This is a genomic window from Sphingomonas citri (assembly GCF_019429485.1).
Taxonomy (GTDB): Bacteria; Pseudomonadota; Alphaproteobacteria; order Sphingomonadales; family Sphingomonadaceae; genus Sphingomonas; species Sphingomonas citri.
Map to the genome: position 1 here is coordinate 1306281 of NZ_JAHXZN010000001.1, position 23394 is coordinate 1329674.

Sequence of the window (23394 nt, forward strand, 5' to 3'; positions counted from 1 at the left end):
AGATAATGGTCTTTCGCCGCGTTTTCTTTGGACTGCGGGCGCGCGCGCGAGCGCTGCCGGGGCGATCTCAGGTCGGGGGTGGAGCAGCGAAGGCGTCGGGCATTCGCGGGATCGTGCCGGACCGAGTGCCCCGGGCGGCGGGGCGTTCTGCCGCCGCAGACCAACCACCACGAGGAAGAGTGACCGCCTTGTCGAACGACAGCATGACGACGACCGACCACCAGCCGGGTCGCGCCCGCGTCGGTGACACGGGTGATGACGCCGCCCTCCTGCCGGCAGCGATACCGGAGCGGGTGGGGGAACGCCGCGCCGCTCGTCGTCACGGGCGGCTGGGCTGACGACCGTGGTTGCCTATGTGACGCGCGCCGGCCTGTCGGTAGCCGCCGAACTCGCCGCCTTCGTCGAGGACGAGGCCTTGACCGGCACCGGCGTGTCGGCCGACGCCTTCTGGGCAGGCGCAGCGGCCATCGTCACGCGGTTCGCGCCGGAGAACCGCGCGCTGCTGGCGACGCGCGACCGGCTTCAGGCCTCGATCGATGCGTGGCATCGTGAGCGCCGCGGCGCGCCGATCGACGCCGACTCCTATCGCGCCTTCCTCGAGGAAATCGGCTATCTCGTGGCGGAGCCCGCGCCCTTCGCGATCACCACGCACGGCGTCGACGCGGAGGTGGCGACGCGCGCGGGGCCGCAGCTCGTCGTCCCCGCGCTGAACGCGCGCTTCCTGCTCAACGCCGCCAACGCGCGCTGGGGAAGCCTGTACGACGCGCTCTACGGCACCGATGCACTCGGCGATCCCGCTCCGTCCGGTGGCTATGATCCCGCGCGCGGCGCGGCGGTGGTCGCCTTTGCCAAGACCTTCCTCGATGCGACGGTGCCGCTCGCCGGGATCAGCTGGGCCGACTGGCGCGGCGGGACGCCCCCGCTCGCCGATCCCGCGCAGCTGGTCGGGCGCCGCGGCGACAGCCTGCTGCTGCGCCATCACGGCCTGCACATCGAGGTGGCGATCGATCCCGGGCATGCGATCGGCCGCGACGATCCTGCCGGGATCGCCGACGTCGTGCTCGAGTCGGCGCTGACGACGATCGTCGATCTGGAAGACTCGATCGCGGCGGTCGACGCCGCCGACAAGGTCGCCGCTTATGCGAACTGGCTGGGCCTGCTCCGCGGCGATCTGACCGCCACCTTCGCCAAGGACGGGCGGAGCGTGACGCGGACGCCCGCGCCCGATCGCCGCTACACCGCGGAAGACGGCGGCACTCTCGTGCTGCCGGGACGATCGCTGCTGTTCGTCCGCACCGTCGGCCACCTGATGACCACACCGGCCCTGCTCCTGCCGGACGGCACCGAGGCGCCAGAAGGTATCGTCGACGCGCTCGTCGTCGGCCTGATCGGCACGCACGACGTGCGCGGCGATCGCGCCGCCGGCAACAGCGCGGCCGGGGCGATCTACGTGGTCAAGCCGAAGATGCACGGCCCCGAAGAATGCGCCTTTACCGATCGCCTGTTCGATGCGGTGGAGGATCTGCTCGGGCTGGCGCGCCACACCATCAAGGTCGGCGTGATGGACGAGGAACGCCGCACCTCGGCCAACCTCGCCGCCTGCATCCACGCGGTGCGGCATCGCATCTGCTTCATCAACACCGGCTTCCTCGACCGCACCGGGGACGAGATCCACACCAGCTTCGAGGCCGGGCCGATGGTGCCCAAAGCGGCGATGAGGGACAGCACGTGGATCGCCGCCTACGAGGATCGCAACGTCCGCATCGGGCTGGCGTGCGGCCTCGGCGGTCGGGCGCAGATCGGCAAAGGCATGTGGGCGGCGCCGGATCGCATGGCCGACATGCTGGCGCAGAAAAGCGCGCACCCGCTCGCCGGGGCGAGCACCGCGTGGGTACCCAGCCCGACCGCGGCGACGCTCCACGCGATCCACTATCATCAGGTCGACGTCGGCGCGCGCCAGCGCGCGATCGCCGGCCAACCGGTGCCGCCACTGGCGGCCCTGCTCTCCATCCCGCTCGCCACGCCGACGTGGCTGCCGCACGATGTGCGTGCCGAGCTGGACAACAACGCGCAGGGCCTGCTCGGCTATGTGGTGCGCTGGATCGACCAGGGGATCGGCTGCTCCAAGGTGCCCGACCTGACCGACGTAGGGCTGATGGAAGATCGCGCCACGCTGCGTATCTCGTCGCAGCATATGGCGAACTGGCTGCACCACGGGGTCTGCTCGCGCGCGGACATCGAGGACGCGCTGGCGCGCATGGCGGCGCGGGTGGACCAGCAGAACGCGGGCGAGCCGCATTACCGGCCCCTGCTGGCTCCCGGTAGCCTCGCCATGGACGCCGCACGCGCTATGATCTTGGACGGCGCGCGCCAGCCGAACGGCTATACCGAGCCGCTGCTGCATCACTATCGGACCGTGGCCAAGCAGGCGATGGATCGCGCGCGGGCCGACACGTGATCGCCCGGCACGATCCGGATTTCCGCCGCGTTGTTCAGGTCGCTGGCGAACGAGTGGGCACCGCTGGAGATCACCGTCAACGCGATCGCGCCCGGCTACATCGCCACCAACAACGACGCGGCGCTACGCGCCGACGTGGAGCGCGCGCGATCCTCGGTCGCATTCCGGCGGGACGCTGGGGTGAGCCAGGCGACATCGGCGGAGGCGCCGTCTTCCTCGCCTCGGACGCGGCCGCCTATGTGCAGGGACACGTGCTCGCCGTGGATGGCGGCTGGCTGGCGCGCGGAGCGGACGATCTCGTGAGCCTCCGACACCAGGATGGGCGATTGAACCACGCTGACCGGTCGCGATCGTCACTTGCCGACTGAGATCCGCGACGGAGATGTGAGACTGGACGCGGCGGGCTAGGCGCGCCCGGACCAGAGCGCTAGTCTGCGGTATCGGGCCGCGATCCCACGGCTCCAGCGCTCGACGGGCGCTGACACAGCGAAGGCGAAGCACCATGTTGTCGTTCAGATCCGCTCTGCTGAACGGTGCGGTCGTGGCGGTTCTCGCCTCCGGCTTCGTCGCCTGTCGCGCCTACCAGGCGTTCGCCGCCGAGAAAGCGACGTTCGATCCTCCGCCGGCGCTGGCGCGAACGGACTTCCCCGCTTGGCCGTACCCGCGCGGCATCCCGGACGACGAGAAGGAAGAGGGCAAGTTGTTCCACGTCCCCGGGAGCAAGCAGGCCTTCACCTTCACCCAGATCAACGGACAGCGGGCGACGATCGACTGGTTCCCGGAGCGTCATCCGACGCCGCCACCGCCCGTGATCAGCGGAAGAGAGGGTGCCTATAACGCCTGCGGACAATGTCATCTCATCGACGGCGGCGGTAAGCCGGACACGAGCGATCTGCGCGGTCTGCCCGTCGACTACATGCTGCAACAGCTGGCCGACATGAGGGACGACCATCGGCACGCGTCGATCAACGGTGCGCCGCTCGCCAAGATGATCGAGATCGCGAAGGCACTGCCGCTCGACGATGCGCGACAAGCCTCCGAATATTTCCACTCGATCAAGCCTGTGAAGAGACTCCGTCTGATCGAGGGCGATGTCGTGCCCGTCACCCACCCGGCGGCGCACGCGATACAGAAGGTTGACCCGAGCGGCGCCACCGAGCCGATCGGAACCCGGATCATCGAAGTGCCGCAGAACTTCGAGCGCACCTCGTTGCGCGATCCGTCGTCCGGCTTCATCGCCTATGTACCGGCGGGCAGCATCAAGAAGGGCAAGGCACTGGCGACGAGCGGCGGAGGGGGCAGGACCTTGCCCTGCGCCTCGTGCCATGGTGACGACATGAGGGGATCGGGCGCCGAATTCCCTGGGATCGCCGGCCGATCGCCGACCGCTATGGCGCGCCAGCTGTATGATTTCAAGAGCGGCACGCGCGACGGCAAGAACGCGGTGGCGATGAAGCCGGTGGTCGCGCGGCTCTCCGACGCGGACATCGTCAATCTCGCGGCCTATCTGGCATCGCTCGATCCTTGACGGCGTCGATCCCGCGTCACGCTCGGCGGCGCGGCGCGGTAAGAGGGGCGCGGCAGCGGCTCGGATGCGGCCAGGTGGTGATCTGATCCTGCGCCTCGCCCCCGCAGCGCGTCGGACCTGAGGTGAATGGGCCGCCTCCCGCGCGGTTCGCTGGAGGTGAGATGTACCGGCTGATCGCTCTTCTGATGATCATGTTCGCCGCGACGGCGGCGACCGCGCCGCAGCGGCCGGATCGACCGGTTCGCGTCGCGATCGCGCGCCTGACCCACGGCCATGTCGGCGGACTTCTCGGTCGGCGCGCGATCGGCGATGTCGAGATCGTCGGCATCTACGAGCCCGATCGCGCCGTCGCCGCGCGCTACGTCCGCGATTACCACCTCGATTCCGCGCTCGTGCACGACCGGCTCGCGCCGATGCTGGACCAGGTACGACCTGAGGCGGTGCTGGCCTTCGGTGCGGTCGCGGAGCACCGCGCCGTGGTCGAGGCGGCGGCGCCGCGGCGGATCCATGTCATGGTCGAGAAGCCGCTCAGCTTCGACGCGGCGGAGGCCAGCGCCATGGCGGCCCTGGCGCGACGGCACCATGTCCAGCTGCTCACCAATTACGAGACCAGTTGGTATCCGAGCCGAACGGCGCTGGGTCGGGCGCTCGCGGCAGGCAACGTTGGGGCGATCCGCAAGGTGGTATTCCGCGACGGTCATTACGGCCCGAAGGAGATCGGCGTACAGCCCGAGTTCCTCTCCTGGTTGGTCGATCCGAGCGCCAACGGCGGCGGCGCGATCGTCGATTTCGGCTGCTATGGCGCCAACCTGATGACCTGGCTGATGCAGGGCAAGGCGCCGACCAGTGTCACCGCGGTGACGCAGCGGCTCAAGCGCGACCCGGTCTACGCGCGAGTCGACGACGAGGCGACGATCGTGCTGACCTATCCGAACGCCACCGCCGTCCTGCAGGCGTCGTGGAACTGGCCCGACCACCGCAAGGACATCGAGCTGTTCGGCGAGACGGGCGTGCTGTCGACGCCCGACGGGAAGACGCTGGTGCTGCGGCGCCGCGGCGAGTCGACGGTCCGGACGCTCGCGACGCCCGCACCCACGTTCACCGACCCGTTCGCCTTTCTGGCCGCGGTCGTCCGCGGGCGCACCGACGTGGCCGAGACAGACCCGACCTCGCTCGACAACGCGCTGGTTGTGGCGCGAATCCTCGATGCTGCGCGGCGCTCCGCCGCGACCGGGCGGACGGTGGCTTTACCGACGTCACCCGGCGCGACGAATTGAGATAGCGATCGGGTTAGATGCAGCCCGATCTTGCACGGTGCACTGGAATGAAGGTCGGCGAGCAACCCCGATCGGGAAGCGGGACATCAATTCCAGTCTCCACCGCTCCTCTCGTGTGAGCGCACGCGCGACCGCAAGCCCAGGTGCTTAGGGCGCCATCCCTCTTGAAGCGAGGAGATACATCCGAAGCGCAGCTCTGCCCGATCGAGCGAGGCTAGGACTTCCCACAATCGGCAATGAGAAGGCCGACGCGCTCAGCATCCATGCCGCCGCCTTTCGCAGCACACACCCGGCCACTTGCATCAGTCACAAGCCCGAACGGCAGGCCCGCCGCCCGTGACATGGCATCGCTACGATAGCGACGTTCTTCATTCGCCGGCGGCGTCCAGCGGTAGACCGCCGGAACACCGCGCCACATCGCCTGGGCACGAGGTCCGTCCTCTACCATGAACACACGCACCGCCCGAGGTTTGGCCGCCTGCGCGATCGCATCGAGCCGCGAGATCTCAGCGTGACAAGGGGCGCACCAGGGAGCGACGAGCAACAGCACGCTGCCCGCCGGGTAGCGGACGGGCTGTTCGGCGGCGAAGGCCGGCGCGCCGAAGCATGTCAGAACGGTGATGACTCCACGTCCCATCGCACGCCAACGTGCGCTTCTTCCCTCGACAGCGCCGTCGTGCCGTGATGTCTCTGCCGCAAACAAGGGAGGGGTCATGTCCGTATCATTGCTCGCGCTGGCGTTGGCGGGTCAAGCGGCAGCAGCCGCGCAAGCGCCCGCGCCTGCGTCTCCGCCTGCGCATCAGAGCGCACAGGCGCGCTTCGACGCAGCGAGCCAGGCTGTGGCGGAGGGCCGCTGCGCGGAGGCCGTCAAGATGTTCGCTACGATGGCGAAAAGCCGCAATCCTCTACTCGCTGCCACGATTGACGTGCGCAACGGGCGCTGCCTGGTTGATCTCGGGCAGGTGGAGGATGGCAAGGCAGCGATCGCGCGGGGGCTGCCTGTGCTTGCTGGCAAGGGCGTCGAGTTTTCCGGTGACGTCTACGAGGCGCACATGACGCTCGCACGCCTGGCCGAGCGCACCTTCGACTATGATGAGGCAGCTAAGGAATATCGCGCCGCGGCTGATCCGCTGAAGGGGGGAGCGCGGGTCCCGGCATTGTTGCGCCTGGCATTGGTGACGATGTTCGATCACGACGGCCGCGCGCTGGCCGCGGCCGAAGAGGCCCGCACACTGGTGCTCGCCGAGCCGGCTCTCAGCAAAAAGGACCTGGCGGCGGTGCAGACCGTGCACGCACGCGTCCTGCTGAACGAGGGACGCGCGAGGGAGGCTTATGCCGAGCTCAAGAACAGCCTGAGCAAGCAGGGCGGACTGACCAGCCGTGTCAGCGCCGACGATATTGCGACACGTTCGGACCTGGCGATCGCGGCGCTGAAGAACAACGATCGTGACAATGCGCGACTCTACCTCGCCTATACCGGTGCTGGGCGGATGCGGGACACACCGTTCACCAGAGCCGCCTCGATGGATCCGCCGGCGTGCGGCGAAGGTGGGCTGGTCCCGGAGGATGAAGCGATCGTCGAGTTCTCGCTGGAGCGCGACGGGCACGTCGCCGGTGTCGCCCCAGTCTACACCAACGGCGATCGCGCAAAGGCACTGGCATTCGCTCGCGCCGTGACGGACTGGTCGTGGCGTGCGGAGGACGTCGCCAAGATTCCGGCGCTGTTCCGCTACACCACCCGGGTCGAGTTGCGCTGCGTCAGGGCGGACGGTGCGCCTGGCGTGACACGCCCCCTCAAGGATGCGTTCGAGGCATGGCTGGTCGAGAAAGGTGCGCCAACCCCAAAATGGGCCGAGCAACCCGCCGCGGTGGCGCTCGCCACGCAACGCACGGCGCTCGCCGCGGCCAACACCAAGAACGATGCCGTAGCCCAGGCGCAGGCCGCACTGGCTCTGAGCGACAATCCGGTGCTGGACGGACAGGAGCGCCCCGCCCTTCACGCCATCGTGCGAACGGCTGTGGCATCGCTCTCGCCGCCGGTCGCGGTGCGCACCTATGTCGAGATGGTCGCGCCCGAGAAGGTGGACGAAGATAGCGAGTCGTGGCGGACGCGGATGCGCGCCATTCTGGCGCGGCCTGACGTATCTGGCGATCCACTGTCGGCGGCAACGCTGCGACTGCTGATCGCCCAACCCGCGTACCGCAAGGGACCGCCTGCGGACGCGGCCGTTCTCGTGGCAGCGGTGAGCGGCGACCCGGCGCTGCCACCACGTCATCCGTTGAAGATCGCGGCCTTGCTCGAGGAAGCCAACGTCCTTGCGGCGAAGGGCGATGTCGCGGGCGCTCGTGCCGTGTTCGATCGCACCGGGCTCACTGCCGAGCAATGTGCGACCGTTGGCCTTCAGCCCGCGGTACAGCGCATGAGTGGCAGCGCCAGCGACTTTCCCCAGGAGGCACAGCGGCTTGGCTTCGAGGGCTGGGTACGCACCTCCTTCGACATCACTCCGGACGGACGTACGATCGCGCCGCGAGCCGTAATCGCCTACCCGCCCTTCATTTTCGACGAAGCCGCGAATGGCATCATACGCGTCGCTCGCTTCAGCAGCACCTTCCGACCGGAAGGCGCGCTGGCCTGCTCAGGTCAGCAGCAATCCGTGCTTTTCCTGCTCCCGAACCGGTGACGCCGGGCGCGACGCCGCGAGTAATCGGGAGCCGTCCCCTTCCCTCCTGCGCTGCCTGGCGCAGGAGGGCGGCGGGATCCGGTCACTCGCCAGCCCCGGCCAACATCAGCGCAACGGCGTGTCCGCTGCCGCGGTGCGCGGCAGCGCGTCGAGTGCCTGGTTGAGCGCGAGGACGTTGACATGCTCCTCGCCGAGAACGGAGCCCTCGGACAGCTTGACGACCAGATTGCGCACCCGATCAACCGACACACCTCGCACGCGCGCGATCCGTGGCGCCTGCGCCAGCGCGCTCGCCGGTGACAGATCAGGATCGAGCCCCGAGCCGCTTGCGGTGACCAGATCGCCCGGGAGCGGGCCCGAGACACCCTCCCCCTGCCGCCTCGCGACGTCAGCCTTGACCCGGTCGACGAGCGCCTGGCTCGCCGGTCCGAGGTTGGAGCCGGAGGACGACAACCCGTCATAGCCCTTGCCGGCAGCCGACGGGCGGGTCTGGAAGTAGCGCTCGGTCGTGAACGCCTGACCCACGACGGTCGAGCCGATCACGATGCCGCGCGTGTCCCGCACGAGGCTGCCGTTGGCCTGGCTCGGGAAGATCGCTTGTCCGATGCCCGTCATGGCGAGCGGATAGGCGATACCAAGGAGGGCTGCGAACAGGACGGTCATGACGATCGCCGGGCGCAGTGCGGAAGAGAAGTCCTTGCCCATCTTCTATCTCCTTAGGCGAGGCCGAGGCCACCGACGACGAGGTCGATGAGCTTGATGCCGACGAACGGGGCGAGCAGGCCGCCGAGGCCATAGACCGCAAGGTTGCGCGCCAGCAGCGGGCCGGCCGCCATCGGCTTGTACGTCACGCCCCTGAGCGCCAGCGGCACCAGCAGCGGGATGATCAGCGCGTTGAAGATGATCGCGCTGAGGATCGCCGACTGCGGGGTCGCGAGCCCCATCACGTTGAGCACGCCGAGGCCCGGATAGAGCGCGACGAACATCGCCGGGATGATCGCGAAATATTTCGCCACGTCGTTCGCCACCGAGAAGGTGGTGAGCGCGCCGCGCGTCATCAGCAATTGCTTGCCGAGCCCGACGACCTCGATCAGCTTGGTCGGATCGCTGTCGAGGTCGACCATGTTGCCCGCCTCGCGCGCCGCCTGCGTGCCGGTGTTCATCGCCACCCCGACGTCGGCCTGCGCCAGTGCGGGCGCATCGTTGGTGCCGTCACCGCACATCGCCACGAGCTTGCCGCCGGTCTGCTCCTGGCGGATCAGCGCCAATTTGTCCTCGGGCGTCGCCTGGGCGAGGAAGTCGTCCACCCCCGCCTCGGCCGCGATCGCCGCGGCGGTGAGCGGGTTGTCGCCGGTGATCATCACGGTGCGAATGCCCATGGTACGCAGCTCGCCGAAGCGCTCGCGGATGCCGGCCTTGACCACGTCCTTGAGGAATATCGCGCCGAGCAGGCGGCCGTTCTTGGCGACTGCAAGCGGCGTACCGCCAGCCCGCGAGATTTCATCGGTGATGCGGCGCAGCTCGGTCGCCGCGGCGGTCTCGCCTGCTCCGGCATTCGCCTTGAGGATCGAGTCGACCGCACCCTTCTGGATCAGCGTGTCACCGGTCTTGATGCCGGAGACGCGCGTCTGCGCGGTGAAGGGGATGATCTCGGCGCCCTGCGGCATCGGTCGCCGCGAGTCGAACTTGTCGCGCGCGAGCACCACAATCGAGCGGCCCTCGGGGGTCTCGTCGGCGAGGCTTGCGAGCAGCGCTGCTTCGGCGAGCTCGGCATCACTCACGCCGCCGACTGAGCGGAACTCGCTTGCCTGGCGGTCGCCGATCGTGATCGTGCCGGTCTTGTCGAGCAGCAGCACGTCGATGTCGCCCGCCGCCTCGACCGCCCGGCCCGACTTGGCTAGCACGTTGAAGCGTACGAGCCGGTCCATGCCAGCGATGCCGATCGCCGACAGCAGCGCCGCGATCGTGGTCGGGATCAGCGTGATGAGCAGCGCGGCGAGGATCGCCACCGGGATGCTGCCGCCGGTATAAGCGGCGAAGCCCGGGATCGTCGCGACCGCGATCAGGAAGATGATCGTCAGCCCGACGAGCAGCACGGTGAGCGCCACCTCATTGGGGGTCTTCTGCCGCTCGGCCCCCTCGACCAAAGCGATCATGCGATCGAGGAAGCCTTTGCCCGGCTCCACCGTGACCTTGACGCGGATCTCGTCGGAGATGACGCGCGTGCCAGCGGTCACCGCCGAGCGGTCGCCGCCCGCCTCGCGGATCACCGGCGCGCTCTCGCCCGTGATCGCGGCCTCGTTGACCGAGGCGACGCCGGAGACGACGTCGCCGTCCGAGGGGATCAGGTCGCCCGTCTCGACCAGCACGATGTCGCCGACCTTGAGCTGGCTGGCGGCGACGCTCTCATACTGGCGACCGTCACCTTTCAGCCGCTTGGCGGTGAGCTCGGCCTTGGTGGCGCGGAGGCTCGCCGCCTGCGCCTTGCCGCGCCCCTCCGCCAGTGCCTCGGCGAAGGTGCCGAACAGCACCGTCAGCCACAGCCACACGACGAGCTGCGCCTTGAAGGCGAGCGTCAGCCCGTCGCCGCCCATGTTGATCGTGATCGTCAGCAGCGCCGCCACACACGCGGTCACGAACATGACCGGGTTGCGGACCAGCTCCTTGGGATTGAGCTTGAGGAAGCTTGCCTTGATCGCGGCTACGACGAGGTCGGCCGTGAACAGGCTCTTGGTCTGGGTTTTCGCCATATTGGCCCCCGTTAGAACAGCTGGCCGCGGATCATCGCGAGATGATCGGCGATCGGACCGAGCGCGAGGCTCGGCAGGAAGGTGAGGCCGCCCAGGATCAGGATGATGCCGACGAGCAGCCCGACCCACAGCGCGCCGGTAGTCGGGAAAGAGCCCGCGCTCTCCGGCGTGTACTTCTTGGCGGCGAGGCTGCCCGCGATGGCGAGCATCGGCACGATGATGAAGAAGCGGCCGACCCACATCGCTACCCCCAACAACCCGTTGTAGTAGGGGGTATTGGCGGTGAGACCGGCGAAGGCGGAGCCGTTGTTCGCCACCGCACTGGTGAAGGCGTAGAGGATCTCGGAGAAGCCGTGCGGCCCCTTGTTGAGCGGCCCCGCCAGCCCTTGCTGCAGCACCGACGACAAAGCCGTGAGCCCGAGGATGACGAGCGGCAGCACCGCGATCGCCAGCACCGCGAGCTTCACCTCGCGGCTCTCGATCTTCTTGCCGACGTACTCGGGTGTGCGCCCGACCATCAGCCCGGCGACGAACACCGCCAGGATCGCGAACAGCAGGAAGCCGTAGATGCCGGCGCCGACGCCGCCGACGACGACTTCGCCGAGCTGCATGTTGAACAGCGGGATCATCCCACCCAGCGCGGTGAAGCTGTCGTGCATGGCGTTGACCGCGCCGCACGAGGCCGCGGTGGTCACCACCGAGAACAGCGCCGAGGCGGCGATGCCGAAGCGCGCCTCCTTGCCCTCCATGTTGCCGCCCCCGACGCCGAGCTGGTGCAGCACGGGGTTACCCGCAGCCTCGGCGGCATAGGTCACGCTCACGCCGGCGAGGAACAGGATCAACATCGCCGCCAGGATCGCCCAGCCCTGGCGCGTGTTGCCCACCGCCCTGCCGAAAGTCCAAGTCAGCCCGATGCCGAGCAGGAAGATCGACAGCATCTGCACGAAGTTGGTCAGCGCGGTCGGGTTCTCGAACGGGTGCGCCGAATTGGCGTTGAAGAAGCCGCCGCCGTTGGTACCGAGCATCTTGATCGCTTCCTGGCTGGCCACCGGGCCGAGCAGGATCGATTGGCGCGCGCCCTCCAGCGTCTGCACGTCGACGACGCCGGCGAGCGTCTGCGGCACGCCGCTGGCGATGTAGAAGAGCGCGAGCGCGACGCAGAGCGGCAGCAGCAGGTAGAGCGTGATGCGGGTGACATCGGCCCAGAAGTTGCCGATCGTCTTGGTCTCGCGTCGCGCGAAGCCGCGGAACAAGGCGAAGGCGAGCGCGATGCCCGTCGCCGCGGAGAGAAAGTTATGGATCGTCAGCCCCAGCATCTGGCTGAGGTTCGACATGGTGCTCTCGCCGCCGTAGCTCTGCCAGTTGGTGTTGGCGGTGAAGCTGATCGCGGTGTTGAACGACAGATGCTCGCTCACCGCGCCCAGCCCTTGCGGGTTGAGCGGCAGCACCGCCTGTAAGCGCAGCACGGCATAGGTGAACAGCATCAGCGCGACGTTGAAGAGCAGCATGTGGAGCGCGTAGCGCCGCCATCCCTGCTCCTCCTTCGGGTCAATGCCCGCGAGCGCATAGAAGCCGCGCTCGACCGGGCCGAGCACGACGTGCAGCGGCGTGCGCCGCCCCTCGTAGAGCGCGAACATCCACATGCCGATCGGCTTGGTGAGCGCCAGCAGGATGCCGACGAACAGGAGGATCAGGAACCAGCCCTGGAGTGTCATGGGACCGCCTCCTTCAGAAGCGTTCGGGGCGGATGAGCACCGCCACCAGGTAGACGAGGAGGCCGAGCGCGGTGGGCGCGGCCAGCCAGAGGTCGAGCGTCATGTCGCGTCTCCTCAGGCGTTGTCGCACAGGCGGACATAGGCGAGCGTTAGCGCCACCAGCCCGACCATGATCGCGACCCAGAGCAGGTCCTGCATCACATCAACTCCGCGTCAGAAGGCGGCGGTCAGCGAGACCACGACGGTGCTGCCGGCGATGTTGCCGGTGCCGTCCTGGCCCTTGCTGAAGCTCGGCCGAAGGTAGCTCGCCGCACGATCCGAGATGTCGGTATCGATGTAGCTCACGTTGAAGAGCACATTCTTGTACGTGGCGTCGGCGCCGAGCGACCAGTCCCAGTACGCCCCGGTCGGCGCCACCGCGGTGGCGTTGGGGCCGAGACCGTCCTGACCCCAGCTATGGCCGATATGCGCTTTGGCGGTGAGCGGCGTGCCCGCGAGCGCCAGCGCGCCGTCGCCCCACAGGTAGAGGTTGTCGTCCTTGGCGCCGGGGGCGGTGTAGACGCCCGCCGCGGCGTCGGCGCCGGTGCGGTACCAGCGCCCGATCGCCTGCTGCTTGGGCGCATAGGCCGCGCCGGCGGTCAGCGTCGCCGCGCCGGCGGTGCCGCTCAGCTTGGCATAGGGCTCGGCGAAGTCGGTCTTGTCGGCGCCGCCGGGGTACATGTACCAGGTCAGCCCGACGTCGAGCGTGGCGTTGTCCGCCAGCTTTGCCTTGTAGCCGCCGATCAGGTCCAGCTCCATGTTGGCGCCGCCGAACGTGCCCCAGCCCGCCAGGTTCGACGCCCAGGTGCCGACATAAAGTCCGCTCTCGTGCGAGACGGTGATGCCGCCCTGCACCGCCATCTCCTGATCGGACTGCGACACGCCGCGGAAGCGATAGTCGGACGCGATGGCGGCAGAACCGCTGACCGTGACCGGTGACGCAGGAGCGGCAGTCTCGGTCGACTCGATCTTGTCCTCGACCGTCGACTGCGCATGCGCGGCGATCGGCATGCCGAGAACGGCAGCGAGCGAGGCCGCGAAGACGAACTTCATTCTTGTTACCCCTCGAAGGGGCACCATCACGTGACGGTGCCTTCAAGGATCGCCGATTAGGCGCACCGATCGTAGCAATTCGAGATCGATAATGAGCAAGACCGTATAGTCGGCATATAGCTGACACTATCGGTGCTGCCTGCCGGCGACCGCCGGTGCACGACCGACCGTATGTATCCGCCAGGGGTTCGTTGAGCATCGCCTACGCGTCGATGAGAAAGACACGGTTGTAGCCGTGATGTCGAGCTTAGCCCGCATCGGACTCGTTTGATCGGCGCCGATATCCTCGGCGAGACCGCCTTCTGATCGTGGTTTCCCTGACAACGACATCCAACAGCGACGAAGCTGTGTCGGATGCGCGACAAAGCAGGTCCGTCTGACATTCATCTTCTGGCTGGACCCTCAGAGTAAGGCCACTGAAGTCCTAAGGGTTTGCCGTCTGCACCTGCGCGCTCATACCTTTGCCCAACAACCGGTCGTCCAACGCGCCCTCCCCAGCTCCCAACTTCGATCGTTCCTTCATCCCGTGCTCACAGCGCCTGAGGGTTTGCAGTGGTGTCTGATCGACTAGATTGGCAGGAGCTGCTGCTCCTATCTTGGTGACAAGAGGGTGCCGGCATCGGCAGGTGCTTCCCGCACATGATCTCGACCTTTTACCTTCGCCGGCCGGCAGCATGGTGCGAGAGGCGCTCGCGACGGCCGCGCTTCCTTGCTCGGTGGCAGGGACGTCTCCGCTCCTCGCGCGACCTAGCGAGCCTTCGAGCTCGATCGCGTTTGGGAATGTCTGACACCATGGTAGAGCATGCAATCTAACGATGATGGTGCGAGTGGTGTTCGGACCGTGACCCACGCCGCGCAGTGGATAGGACGAAACGACGCTGATGACTGATCGGTCCAAGGATGCACCCGAGAGACTCTACATGCATGTAGCAAGGCGTCTGCAGCAGTCGATCAGACTGGGGCACTATCCGGTGAACAGTCGGCTGCCGTCTGAGCGTGAGATCGCGGATGCATATGGGGTCAGTCGACCAACGATCCGCGAGGCCACTATTGTTCTTGAGTTACGAGGCCTGGTTGAGATGCGCCACAGAGCGGGCGTTTACGTCATCGCCACCGAGCCCGAAGAAGTTGAATCCAATCTGGCGGACAACGTCGGCCCTTTCGAGGTCACCGAGGCACGGCGGCTCTTCGAAGGGGAGGCCGCGGCTTTGGCGGCTGGGACAATCGAGCAAGCCGAGCTGACCGAACTCGAGGACTTGCTATCGCAGATGGCAGAGGATGAATTAGATCAATCGATCCGGGAACGCGCAGACCGGGATTTTCACCTGACGCTGGCTCGCGCAACCCGCAATGAAGCGATCGTGAGCGTCGTGCAGACTCTCTGGGACAAGAGGTACAGCTCCCCGCTTTGCGCCTACCTCTTCTCGCTTGCCAAACAGATCGGCATCCAGCCGCCGGTCGAGGATCATCGGCGAATCCTCGCCGCACTACAGGCCCGAGACCCGGAAGGGGCTCGCCAGGCGATGCGGGCTCACCTGACGCGCGTCACCGAGAGCCTCTATCGAGCAACGGAGCACGACGCACGCGAGCGCACGAGGCTCAAGATGGACGAGCGGCGGCACGTCTTCGCGCGGCGCGCAGGAGTGTCCGAGCCCGCCGAGTGACGGCGCGACGTTCCGCCTTGTCAACGATCCGTCGGTCCGCGCTGATCTGACGCTGGCGACGCCCCGCGCGGCTCGTCCAGGTGCTAGCGGTAGCGGTAGAGCCGGACTCGGTAGATCTTCCTGTCGCCGGCGTCCTTCGAGAACAACCGCAGTGATTGCCCTTGCCCCGTCTCGTCCCCGTTCAGTCGCCGCCCGGCGACCATCCCGCCGTCGCGAAGGTATTGCTCATCGATGCTCTCGATGCCGACGATCGGCTCGCCGGGGCGATCTGTGGTGAAACTGAGCTGCGCATCGCCGCTGCCGACGACCAGGAACTCATCCGAGGTGGTCTGCAGGAACATCGCCGCGACGCGACTGGTCTGGTCGACATCACCCTTCGGTCCGCCGGCGCGCGTCATGTTGACCACATAGTCGCCGATGCGTCCGCGTCCGGCGCGCTGCGCGCCGCCTTCCATCAGCACGGTCGTGAGCCCACCTTCTACCTGCTTCTGCAGGATCAGAGGAGCGAGAGGGGCAAGCTGGCCGTAGAGCGCTGTCATCGCCGGATCGCCCTCGCCTGCTGCACTGAGCCCGATACTCGCGTCCCCCTGCAGCACCACGCCCTCACCGTCGATGCCGAAGGGCGAGAAACCGACGGCGCGGAGCGTACCGAGGCTGTAGAGCGCGTTGGCCGCCCCGACCGGGCCGCCGCGCGCCTCCGGCACGAACAACGGATTGTCAGAGCGCGCGTACTGCGACGCCCAGTTGGCGTAGTCCTCGAAATAGATGTCGGGCGCGAGAAAGTCGAGCGACGGCGCGCCCGCCTTGTAGATATCGATGGCGTACGGGAGCGGGCCGCCCGAGTTATATTGGCCGGGCTCGTAATTGGGCCGGATCAGCGCCGCATTGGTGAACATGGGGAGCCGGTACTGCGCCTTCCCCGCTGCGGTGACGCCCTCGATATAGGTTGCATAGGCCCATGACATGAACAGCGAGTCCGTCATCGCCGCATCACCGAACACCTCGCGCCACGTCCCCGCGGTGCGCGCTCCGGCGGCCTCCCAGGCGGTGCGCAGCGTCGGGTGAAGCGTGGAACGGTTCGCGGCAAGGTAGCGTAGCAGCGGCTCGGGCACCGGCGCGGCCAGCGCAGCGTCAGCGGGCGCCGAATGATCGCGCGATTCCGGTATGACGCCGACCTCGTTCTCGACCTGCACCATCAATATCGTGTGCTGCACCTCGTCCACCGCGCGCAGGTGTCGCATCAGCGCGGTGAAGGCGCGCGCATCCGCGTCGCGCGTGCTGGTCGAGAATGGCGACAGCCGTTCGGTTCCCCGACCGTCGCTGGTCTCAGCGCGCGGGAACCGCGTCTGATCGCGCTTCACCCACGCGGGCACGTAGCTGGAATAGGTGTTCTTCCACGCCCCGAACCAGAGAAGCACCAGCCGGAGGTTCTGGGCGCGCGCGCCCTTCAGCAAGCCATCGACATTGCTGAAGTCGAAGCGGCCTTCCTGCGGCTCGATCGTCTCCCACGCGATCGGGGCGAGCACCGTATTGAGGTTCATTCCCTTCAGCTTTGGCCAGATCGGCGCCATATAGGCGAGGTCGCTACTGCTGGAGTTATGGAGTTCGCCGCCCAGCACGAGGAACGGATTGCCATCGACGATCAGCTGCGTCGCCTCACCGCGCCGCTCAAGGTGCGGTGCGCCCGCGGACTGCGCCTGTGCGGCCGTGCTGGCGAGCAGGACGATCCCAGCCGAGAACAGACGGGTAGCGGCTAAGAGGCTGGACATCGCAGCTCCTTGAGGCTTGTAGCGTGAGAAAAGGGTCGGTCCCTCGTAGGAGACCGACCTAGCATCGACACATCTCGGAGAAGGAGTCGAGACGTGCCGGAGTCGATCAGAAGCTGGCGCGCAGGCCGAACAGGACTTGCCGCCCCGGATAGTAGACGTTGTACGTGGCATTGTCGTAGCCGAAGGTCGTCCGGATCGGCGCATTGGTGAGGTTCAGCATGTCGAGTGTGAGCCGCACTGCCTTGTTCATGAAGGGCAACTGATAGCCGGCCGACAGGTCGAGCTGGCCGCGCGCGTCCGCCAGCAGGCCAAGCGGGAGGTTGTTCTGCGGCGCGTTGGCCGCGATCACTCCGCCCTGCCAGACGTAGTTGAGGCTCAGTGAAAGGCCATAGTTCTCGTAATAGCCCTGCAGATTGTACTGCCAGCGCGGGACGCCCGCGGCGACGAGCCCGCTGTCGGACTTCTGCGTGATGTGCGTGCCGTTCGCCTGGAAGCCGAGCCCCTTGAACAGGAAGTCGAGCGGCTGATTCCACGTCCCCTCAATACCCTTGATCACGAGGTTGTTGAGGTTGACCGGCAGGTTGACCGTGATCGGCACCGCGGAAACCGCCACGCCCGAGGCGGCGGCACGGTCGAGCAGCGCCTGGCGCTGCGTCGCCTGCAGTGCGTCCACCGGGATGTTGAGCTCGGAGAAGGGAGTCGCCTGCTGGATGGTGGCGGTGAAGCCGTTGATGCTCTTACGGAAGAGCGCCACGCCGATGTAGCCGGCGCCGCCCGTGTAGAACTCGCCACCGACATCGATGTTGTCGGACGTGTAGGGCTGGAGCGCGGGGTTGCCCGCCGTGGCGATCTGCGCGCTCGGGTCGGAGAAGGTGACGCCGGGAAGGATCGAGCCCGCGTCAGGCCGCGTCAGCGACTTGGACACGGCGAAGCGCAACTTTAGATTGTCGAGCACGTCGTAGCTGAGATTCGCCGACGGCAGCACTTCCTCGTAATCCGAGTCCGCGACGATATCGACGATGGCGGTGCCGATCTGGCTGGGACCGACGACGTGCTGCTTGGTGTAGGTGTAGCGGAAGCCCGCGTTCGCGCGAAGCTCGCGGCCGAACAACTCGGACGTGCCGTTGATCTCGGCGTAGCCGCCGTAGACCTTCTCGTCGATGTCACCCGTCGATCCGCCGGTCACCGCTCCGCGGGTCTCCGGCGCGGTATCGCGGAACTGCGCATAGTTGGTCACCTCCTTCAGGCGATCGAGGTCGGGGACGATGAAGCTCGTGACGCCGAACGTGCCGCGCGACAGATGGCCGAAGTTCGTCGCCGAGGTGCGCATCAGATATTGCGGGATCGCGCTGGTGGGGACGCTGCCGGTGTTGCCGGTGCACGGGCTGCCGCACACGGACAGCTGGAACGGGTTGGTGTTGTCATAGGCGCGGACGCTGCGCTTGGCCTGGTCATAGGCCGCGCCGAACTTCACGTTGAGCGCGTCGTCGCCGACATAGACGTCCAGGTGTGCGCCGCGCGTCTCGGTCTCGCGACGCACGTTCTGGACGTTGACGCGATACCATTGCCAGCCGAGGTTCGGGTCGCCCAGGTCGACGTTGGCGGCGATTGTCGGCTGTGGGTTGCCGTTGGTGTTGTCGTAAGTCACCTCGACGCCAGAGTTGGGCGCGGTCTGGAACGCGAAGGTCGGCTGCTCCCGGAAGAAGGTGCTCTTGCCGAAGTTGGCCGACAGGTCGACCTTCACCGTCTCGCTCGGCTTCCACGACGCGCTCGGCGTCACGTTCCAGAACTTGGTGTCCTGGTTGAAGATGCTGTTCTCGGAGAAGAAAGACGAGTTGGCGAACACGCCCGAGGTGACCACGTTGTTCGAATCGACCTCGATGTCGAACGGCACCATGCCGCCGGTCGACTGCGGCGACGTGCCCGGCCCCGAGTTGCGGACCTGCCAGTTCATGTTCGAGCGCAGGTAATCGCGCTTCGACCGCGCCCAGATCCCGTCGAGTGCGAAGTGCAGCGCGTCCGAGGGGCGCCACTCGACCGCGCCGACCACCGAGATGCGCTCGCGGGTGCCCTCGGTCAGCACCGGCCGGCCGAGCCGCGGGATGATCGCCTTGGAGAGCTGCGACAGCGACAGCCCCGAAGTCGCCGCGAGGTCCACCGGCGTGCCAGCGACCAACCCATGGCCGACGTTGGCGGGTGTGATCGAGGCGAAGCTGAAGCCGTTGCTCTCGGGCGGCGAGACGTTGCACCCGGTGCCGCAGGCGAGGTTCGCGTCGGTGAAGCCTACCGTGTCGTAACCGTCGACACGGGTCTTCTGGCGGACGCCCGCGACGCCGAGCAGCACGCCGAACGTGTCGCCGAAGGTGTGGCTGGCGACCAGCGCGCCGCGCGGCCCGACCTTGTCGTTGCTGTCGGTATAGGCACCCTGCGCGACCACGGTGATATGCGTGCCCGGCTTGTCGAACGGCCGCGCGTTGCGCAGGTTGACCGTGCCGGCGATGCCGCCCTCCAGGGTCGAGGCGGTCGGCGTCTTGGCGACGTCGAGCCGGGTGAACAGCTCGGAAGGGAAGAAGTCGAGGTCCACCTCGCGGTTGCCGCCGCCGGAGCCATTGGTGCCGCCGTCCGACGCCACGGCGAACTGAGTGCCGTTGAGCAGCACCTTGGAGAAGCTGGGACCGAGACCGCGGATCGAGACCTGCGTGCCCTCGCCGCTGATGTCGCGGTTGAGGCGCACGCCTGGTATGCGGTTGAGCGTCTCGGCGAGATTGGTGGCGGGAAGCTTGCCGATGTCCTCGGCGAAGATCGAGTCGCCGAATGCGACCGAGTTGCGTTTGGCGTTCGTCGCGCTTTGCAAAGAGGCGCGGATCCCGGTGACGACGATGTCGGCGCTCGGTTGGCCCGTCTCGGTGGTCTGCTCGACGCTCTGCACCGCACCCTGCGGCACCTGCGCGTCCGGGTTGGCGGCGGTATCCACCTGGGTCGCCGGAGAAGGCTGCTGACCGCCAGGTCCCGATGCTCCGGCGTCCTGCGCCTGCGCCTCGGCAGCGATAAGGGCAATTCCAGCGGCAGCGACCAGCAGTGCCAAGCGATTGTTGTGGCGACGTCGTACGGACACCAGGCCTCTCCTCCGATGTTGTGACGCCCGCTTCGATCCGGCGGGCTGCGCAGCGCCGTTAGCGCTATCATCGAATTGGTAGGCCGAGAAGCTGAGGTCGTCAAGCCGGTGAAGAGCTCTGGCCTGACAGTTTTCTGCCATCACTCCATATAGATGTCAGTCACGTGTTCGATCCTGCGATCGGTGCAGGTCGCTCGGAGGTGCGAGGGGTGTCTATCGCGTCTTCCGGGATAGCCGCCTGTTCATCTGGGAGCGGGTCGGGACGCGGCTTCACGCGTCCGGCGCCGTTGCTGGCCGACCTCACGATCCGATCAGCCAGCGAGCAACGGCGATCGATCAGCCGGCGGTGATCGCCGCATGATCCATTCCGGCGAGGTCCGTTAGGAGATCGGGGCCGCTCGGCTCCCACCCAAGCCGCGCGCAGGTCCATGCGTTCGACGCGGTCATGTCGAGGCCGGCGAAGGGCGCCATCCAGCCGAAATAGTGTTCCACTTCATCTGCCCCGACCGATCGGACCGGCAGCCCGGTGCCCGTACCGATCGCCTCGGCGATGGCGCGGGCGGTGACGCCCTCCTCCGCCGATGCATGGTAACGCGCACCTGGCTCGCCCTTCTCCAGTGCCAGGGCGTAGAGCTTCGCCACATCGCTGACGTGCGCCGCCGACCAGCGCGACTGTCCTTCGCCGAGATACGCAATTGCGCCGGCGCGGCGCGCCTCGGCGATCAACGGCGTGATCAGCCCGGCCTTGGTGGTGTCGTGCACCTGCGGCAAGCGGATGGTGCGTACGTCGATGCGCTGCGCGATCAACGCCGCGCCAGCGAGCTCGGTCGCAATGCGCGGATTGGCGTGGCGAGGGTTGAGCACGTCCTCGGTCGCCGGACCTCCGTGGAGCGGAGTGCCGATACCGACGCCCGAGGTGATCAGGATGGGCTTCTGCGTGCCGGCCAACGCCTCACCCATGGCGGCGATGTTGCGCTCATCCTTCTTGGTGTTCTCGAAGAACCGCTCGAAGTTGTGGTCGAACGCGCAGTGGATCACCGCATCGCTCGCCTGCGCGCCACTTACGAGCGTCGCGGGCGCGTCGAGGTCGCCGCGGTGGACGTCGACACCGGCCGCTTCAAGCTGACGGGCGCCCGCGTCGGAACGCGTCAGGCCGAGCACCCGATGGCCGCGGGAGAGCAGTTCGGGAATGATGTGCGAGCCGATGAAGCCGGTCGCACCGGTCAGGAACACACGCATGATGGGTCTCCGTCTTGTCAGAACGGCATATCGCGGCCAGCCGAAACCTGTTAAAGTAGTGAGCTTATCGGGGTATAAGCTTCAACAGGATCGACCGTGGCCAGTGAGGCACCCAACCAGCTCGGTACGTATCTGCGCGATCGTCGCACCCGTCTCGATCCGGCGGCTCTCGGGTTCGGCGGCGGTCGGCGCCGCACGCCTGGCCTCCGGCGTGAGGAGGTGGCGAGCCGAGCCAATATCAGCCCGACGTGGTACACGTGGCTGGAACAGGGCCGCGGCGGCGCGCCGTCGGCGGACGTGCTCGACCGCATCGCCAAGGGGCTGATGCTGACGGAGCCGGAGCGCGAGCACCTGTACATGCTGGGCCTCGGGCGACTGCCCGAAGCGCGCTATCAGGCGGTTGACGGCATCACTCCCCGGCTGCAGCGCGTGCTGGACGGAATGGTGTCGAGCCCGGCCATCATCAAAACGGCGATGTGGGATGTCGTGGGCTGGAATCGTGCGGCGGCGGTGCTGCTGACCGATTACGCGAAGCTGCCGCGTGAGGGGCGCAACATTCTCCGCCTGATGTTCGGCAGCGACCATGTTCGCAGGCGGAATGAAGACTGGGAACGCATCGCTCGCTTCGTCGTCGGCGCCTTTCGCGCCGACGTGGCGCGGGCCGGCGCGAGTGCCAGCGCGGAGGTCACGAAGCTGGTGGGTGAGCTATGCGGGATCAGCCCCGAGTTTGCAGCCCTGTGGCAGGACAACGACGTGATCGCTCACGGGGAAGGCGTTAAGCGGATTTACCACCCCGATGCAGGGCCGCTCGCGATGGAGTTCTCCTCTTTCGCTGTCGAAGGCAGGCCGGAGCTGGTGATGATCATCTATAATCCCGCGTCACCCGAAGATGCCGAACGACTGCGCGTGCTGCTGGACGCGCACGATGGTTGATCCAACAGGTACGCGCGAGGTGTCTCTCGACCCAGTAGCGGACGCCCGGGCGATCTTACCCGCTCTCAACTTCGGCAATTTGATTTATCGTGGAGAGACAGGCATTTAAGCTGTCGCACCGGATCGCCTGAGCGTCGACGCCGCACGCGCGCGGCGCAGCATCATGCCGATGAGCCCCATACCCACGATCAGGCTCATCCACGTTCCCGGCTCGGGCACCGCGCCGAGCTTCAGCGGATCATAGCCGCCGTCATACGTCACCGGCCCCTGCGCCGGCGGCAGCTTGGGGTAAGGGCTGCCCGAGAGGTTGAAGGCATAGGGCACCTCCACCGCGTCATACTCGCGGTTGATCAGCGTCACCGCATCATCGCTCGCGAGCCCGCGCGCGAGGCTCGACACGCTGCCGTTGCGCCGCGGGTCACCGAACACGACCTGCAACCCGTTGCAGCTGTTGATGTCGCCGCACTCGCCGAAGGCAGTCACGAAGTAGGAGGCGTTATATTCCACCTCGGTTGTCGCGCCCGCGGCGAGCGAGCCGAGCTCGAGGTTGAGCGGCGTGGTGCTCCAGTCGAGCACGCGGCCGTAACCGAAGTCGGTGAAGGTCTGGCCAAGGAAGGGATCGCTGTTGAATTTGTCGTCGCCGACCCTCAGTTCCTCATCGTTGACGTTGCCATAGGCCGAGTACAGCACGTTGTCCTGCTGCCCGCGCGTGCGCTGGATCACGCTGAACTCGAAGCCGCCACGCGCCGGCGCGCCGTCGACAATAGCGAGATGCCCCGGCGTGATCAGCGAGTCGAAGCGCAGGTCGACCGCGTTTGGCCCGGTGTTGGTGACGCTGAAGGTGATCACCGTGCTCGACGCGATCGAGCAGCCGCCGACACAATAATCGTTGTGCAGGAAGAAGAAGCTGCCAGAGCCCGCCTCGCCCACGAGGTCGACGCCGAGGTCGGACTGGGTCGGCGAACGCTGGCCGGTGAAGATCTGCTCGCGCGTGCCGCCAGGATTGCGCCCCGGCAGCGACCCGTCCAGGCCGAAGGCGTAGCCGAGGCCGTTGCTTACCGTGACCGTCTCGATCAGCGCCGCCCGCGCCGGCAGCGCCGTTGCCAACAGCCCCGCCGCCGCGGCGACCGCGAACACTCTTCCCCTGTTCATCGCGACACCCCCCGCGTTTGA

At 67.2% G+C, this 23394-nt stretch carries 16 protein-coding genes and 1 pseudogene; 7 read left to right on the forward strand and 10 right to left on the reverse strand.

Annotation, left to right across the window (positions count from 1 at the left end):
- Positions 1–343 precede the first annotated feature (343 nt).
- The 4 genes and pseudogenes from KZ820_RS06120 (at position 344) to KZ820_RS06135 (ending at position 5263) form a co-directional block, all read left to right on the forward strand.
- A complete protein-coding gene (locus tag KZ820_RS06120) occupies positions 344–2458 on the forward strand; it encodes a malate synthase G (protein ID WP_219747684.1) in 2115 nt (704 codons plus the stop codon).
- Between the two features lie 30 nt (positions 2459–2488).
- Positions 2489–2742: pseudogene (locus tag KZ820_RS06125) on the forward strand (SDR family oxidoreductase); the annotation flags it as partial.
- 416 nt (positions 2743–3158) lie between these two features.
- Complete coding sequence (locus tag KZ820_RS06130) at positions 3159–3986, forward strand: c-type cytochrome (protein ID WP_219747685.1); 828 nt, start codon at positions 3159–3161, stop codon at positions 3984–3986.
- 161 nt (positions 3987–4147) lie between these two features.
- Positions 4148–5263 carry a Gfo/Idh/MocA family protein gene (locus KZ820_RS06135; protein WP_219747686.1) on the forward strand — a complete coding sequence of 372 codons (1116 nt, stop codon included), beginning with the start codon at positions 4148–4150 and terminating at the stop codon, positions 5261–5263.
- 214 nt (positions 5264–5477) lie between these two features.
- Here KZ820_RS06135 and KZ820_RS06140 read toward each other — a convergent pair whose 3' ends face one another.
- Positions 5478–5978: a TlpA family protein disulfide reductase gene (locus KZ820_RS06140; RefSeq protein ID WP_219747687.1), complete on the reverse strand. Its 501-nt coding sequence runs from the start codon at positions 5976–5978 to the stop codon at positions 5478–5480.
- Between KZ820_RS06140 and KZ820_RS06145 the strand changes: the two genes are divergently transcribed.
- Complete coding sequence (locus KZ820_RS06145; protein ID WP_219747688.1) at positions 5977–7944, forward strand: energy transducer TonB; 1968 nt, start codon at positions 5977–5979, stop codon at positions 7942–7944. The two genes, KZ820_RS06140 and KZ820_RS06145, sit on opposite strands and share 2 nt — an antisense overlap.
- A 105-nt stretch (positions 7945–8049) precedes the next feature.
- Here KZ820_RS06145 and kdpC read toward each other — a convergent pair whose 3' ends face one another.
- The 5 genes from kdpC to KZ820_RS06170 all read right to left on the reverse strand — a co-directional run bounded on the left by kdpC (position 8050) and on the right by KZ820_RS06170 (position 13501).
- Positions 8050–8649, reverse strand: coding sequence for a potassium-transporting ATPase subunit KdpC (gene kdpC, locus KZ820_RS06150; RefSeq protein ID WP_219747689.1), 600 nt, complete (start codon positions 8647–8649; stop codon positions 8050–8052).
- A gap of 11 nt (positions 8650–8660) precedes the next feature.
- The gene (gene kdpB / locus KZ820_RS06155; RefSeq protein ID WP_219747690.1) at positions 8661–10694 is read right to left on the reverse strand and encodes a potassium-transporting ATPase subunit KdpB; all 2034 of its coding nucleotides are present in this window, start codon (positions 10692–10694) and stop codon (positions 8661–8663) included.
- A gap of 11 nt (positions 10695–10705) precedes the next feature.
- Entirely contained in the window at positions 10706–12409 is a 1704-nt protein-coding gene (kdpA, locus tag KZ820_RS06160) for a potassium-transporting ATPase subunit KdpA (RefSeq protein ID WP_219747691.1), read from the reverse strand.
- Positions 12410–12422: 13 nt separating this feature from the next.
- Positions 12423–12512 carry a K(+)-transporting ATPase subunit F gene (gene kdpF, locus KZ820_RS06165; protein WP_219747692.1) on the reverse strand — a complete coding sequence of 30 codons (90 nt, stop codon included), beginning with the start codon at positions 12510–12512 and terminating at the stop codon, positions 12423–12425.
- A gap of 110 nt (positions 12513–12622) precedes the next feature.
- The gene (locus tag KZ820_RS06170) at positions 12623–13501 is read right to left on the reverse strand and encodes a TorF family putative porin (protein WP_219747693.1); all 879 of its coding nucleotides are present in this window, start codon (positions 13499–13501) and stop codon (positions 12623–12625) included.
- A gap of 881 nt (positions 13502–14382) precedes the next feature.
- On the opposite strand from KZ820_RS06170, the gene KZ820_RS06175 reads away from it, so the two are divergent.
- Entirely contained in the window at positions 14383–15165 is a 783-nt protein-coding gene (locus tag KZ820_RS06175) for a FadR/GntR family transcriptional regulator (protein WP_219747694.1), read from the forward strand.
- Positions 15166–15248: 83 nt separating this feature from the next.
- On the opposite strand, the gene KZ820_RS06180 is transcribed toward KZ820_RS06175, so the two are convergent.
- The 3 genes from KZ820_RS06180 to KZ820_RS06190 form a co-directional block, all read right to left on the reverse strand.
- Entirely contained in the window at positions 15249–17105 is a 1857-nt protein-coding gene (locus KZ820_RS06180; protein WP_258047753.1) for a GH35 family beta-galactosidase, read from the reverse strand.
- Positions 17041–20049, reverse strand: a complete 3009-nt coding sequence (locus KZ820_RS06185) for a TonB-dependent receptor (RefSeq protein ID WP_308462138.1) — start codon at positions 20047–20049, stop codon at positions 17041–17043. Before KZ820_RS06185 ends, KZ820_RS06180 begins: the two co-directional genes overlap by 65 nt.
- A 336-nt stretch (positions 20050–20385) precedes the next feature.
- A complete protein-coding gene (locus KZ820_RS06190; protein ID WP_219747696.1) occupies positions 20386–21288 on the reverse strand; it encodes an SDR family oxidoreductase in 903 nt (300 codons plus the stop codon).
- Positions 21289–21384: 96 nt separating this feature from the next.
- Between KZ820_RS06190 and KZ820_RS06195 the strand changes: the two genes are divergently transcribed.
- On the forward strand, positions 21385–22221 hold the full coding sequence (locus KZ820_RS06195) for a helix-turn-helix transcriptional regulator (RefSeq protein WP_219747697.1): 837 nt from the start codon (positions 21385–21387) through the stop codon (positions 22219–22221).
- 105 nt (positions 22222–22326) lie between these two features.
- Here KZ820_RS06195 and KZ820_RS06200 read toward each other — a convergent pair whose 3' ends face one another.
- Positions 22327–23373 (reverse strand): PEP-CTERM sorting domain-containing protein, encoded by a 1047-nt coding sequence (locus tag KZ820_RS06200; protein ID WP_219747698.1) that lies wholly within the window; start codon positions 23371–23373, stop codon positions 22327–22329.
- Positions 23374–23394: the final 21 nt, after the last annotated feature.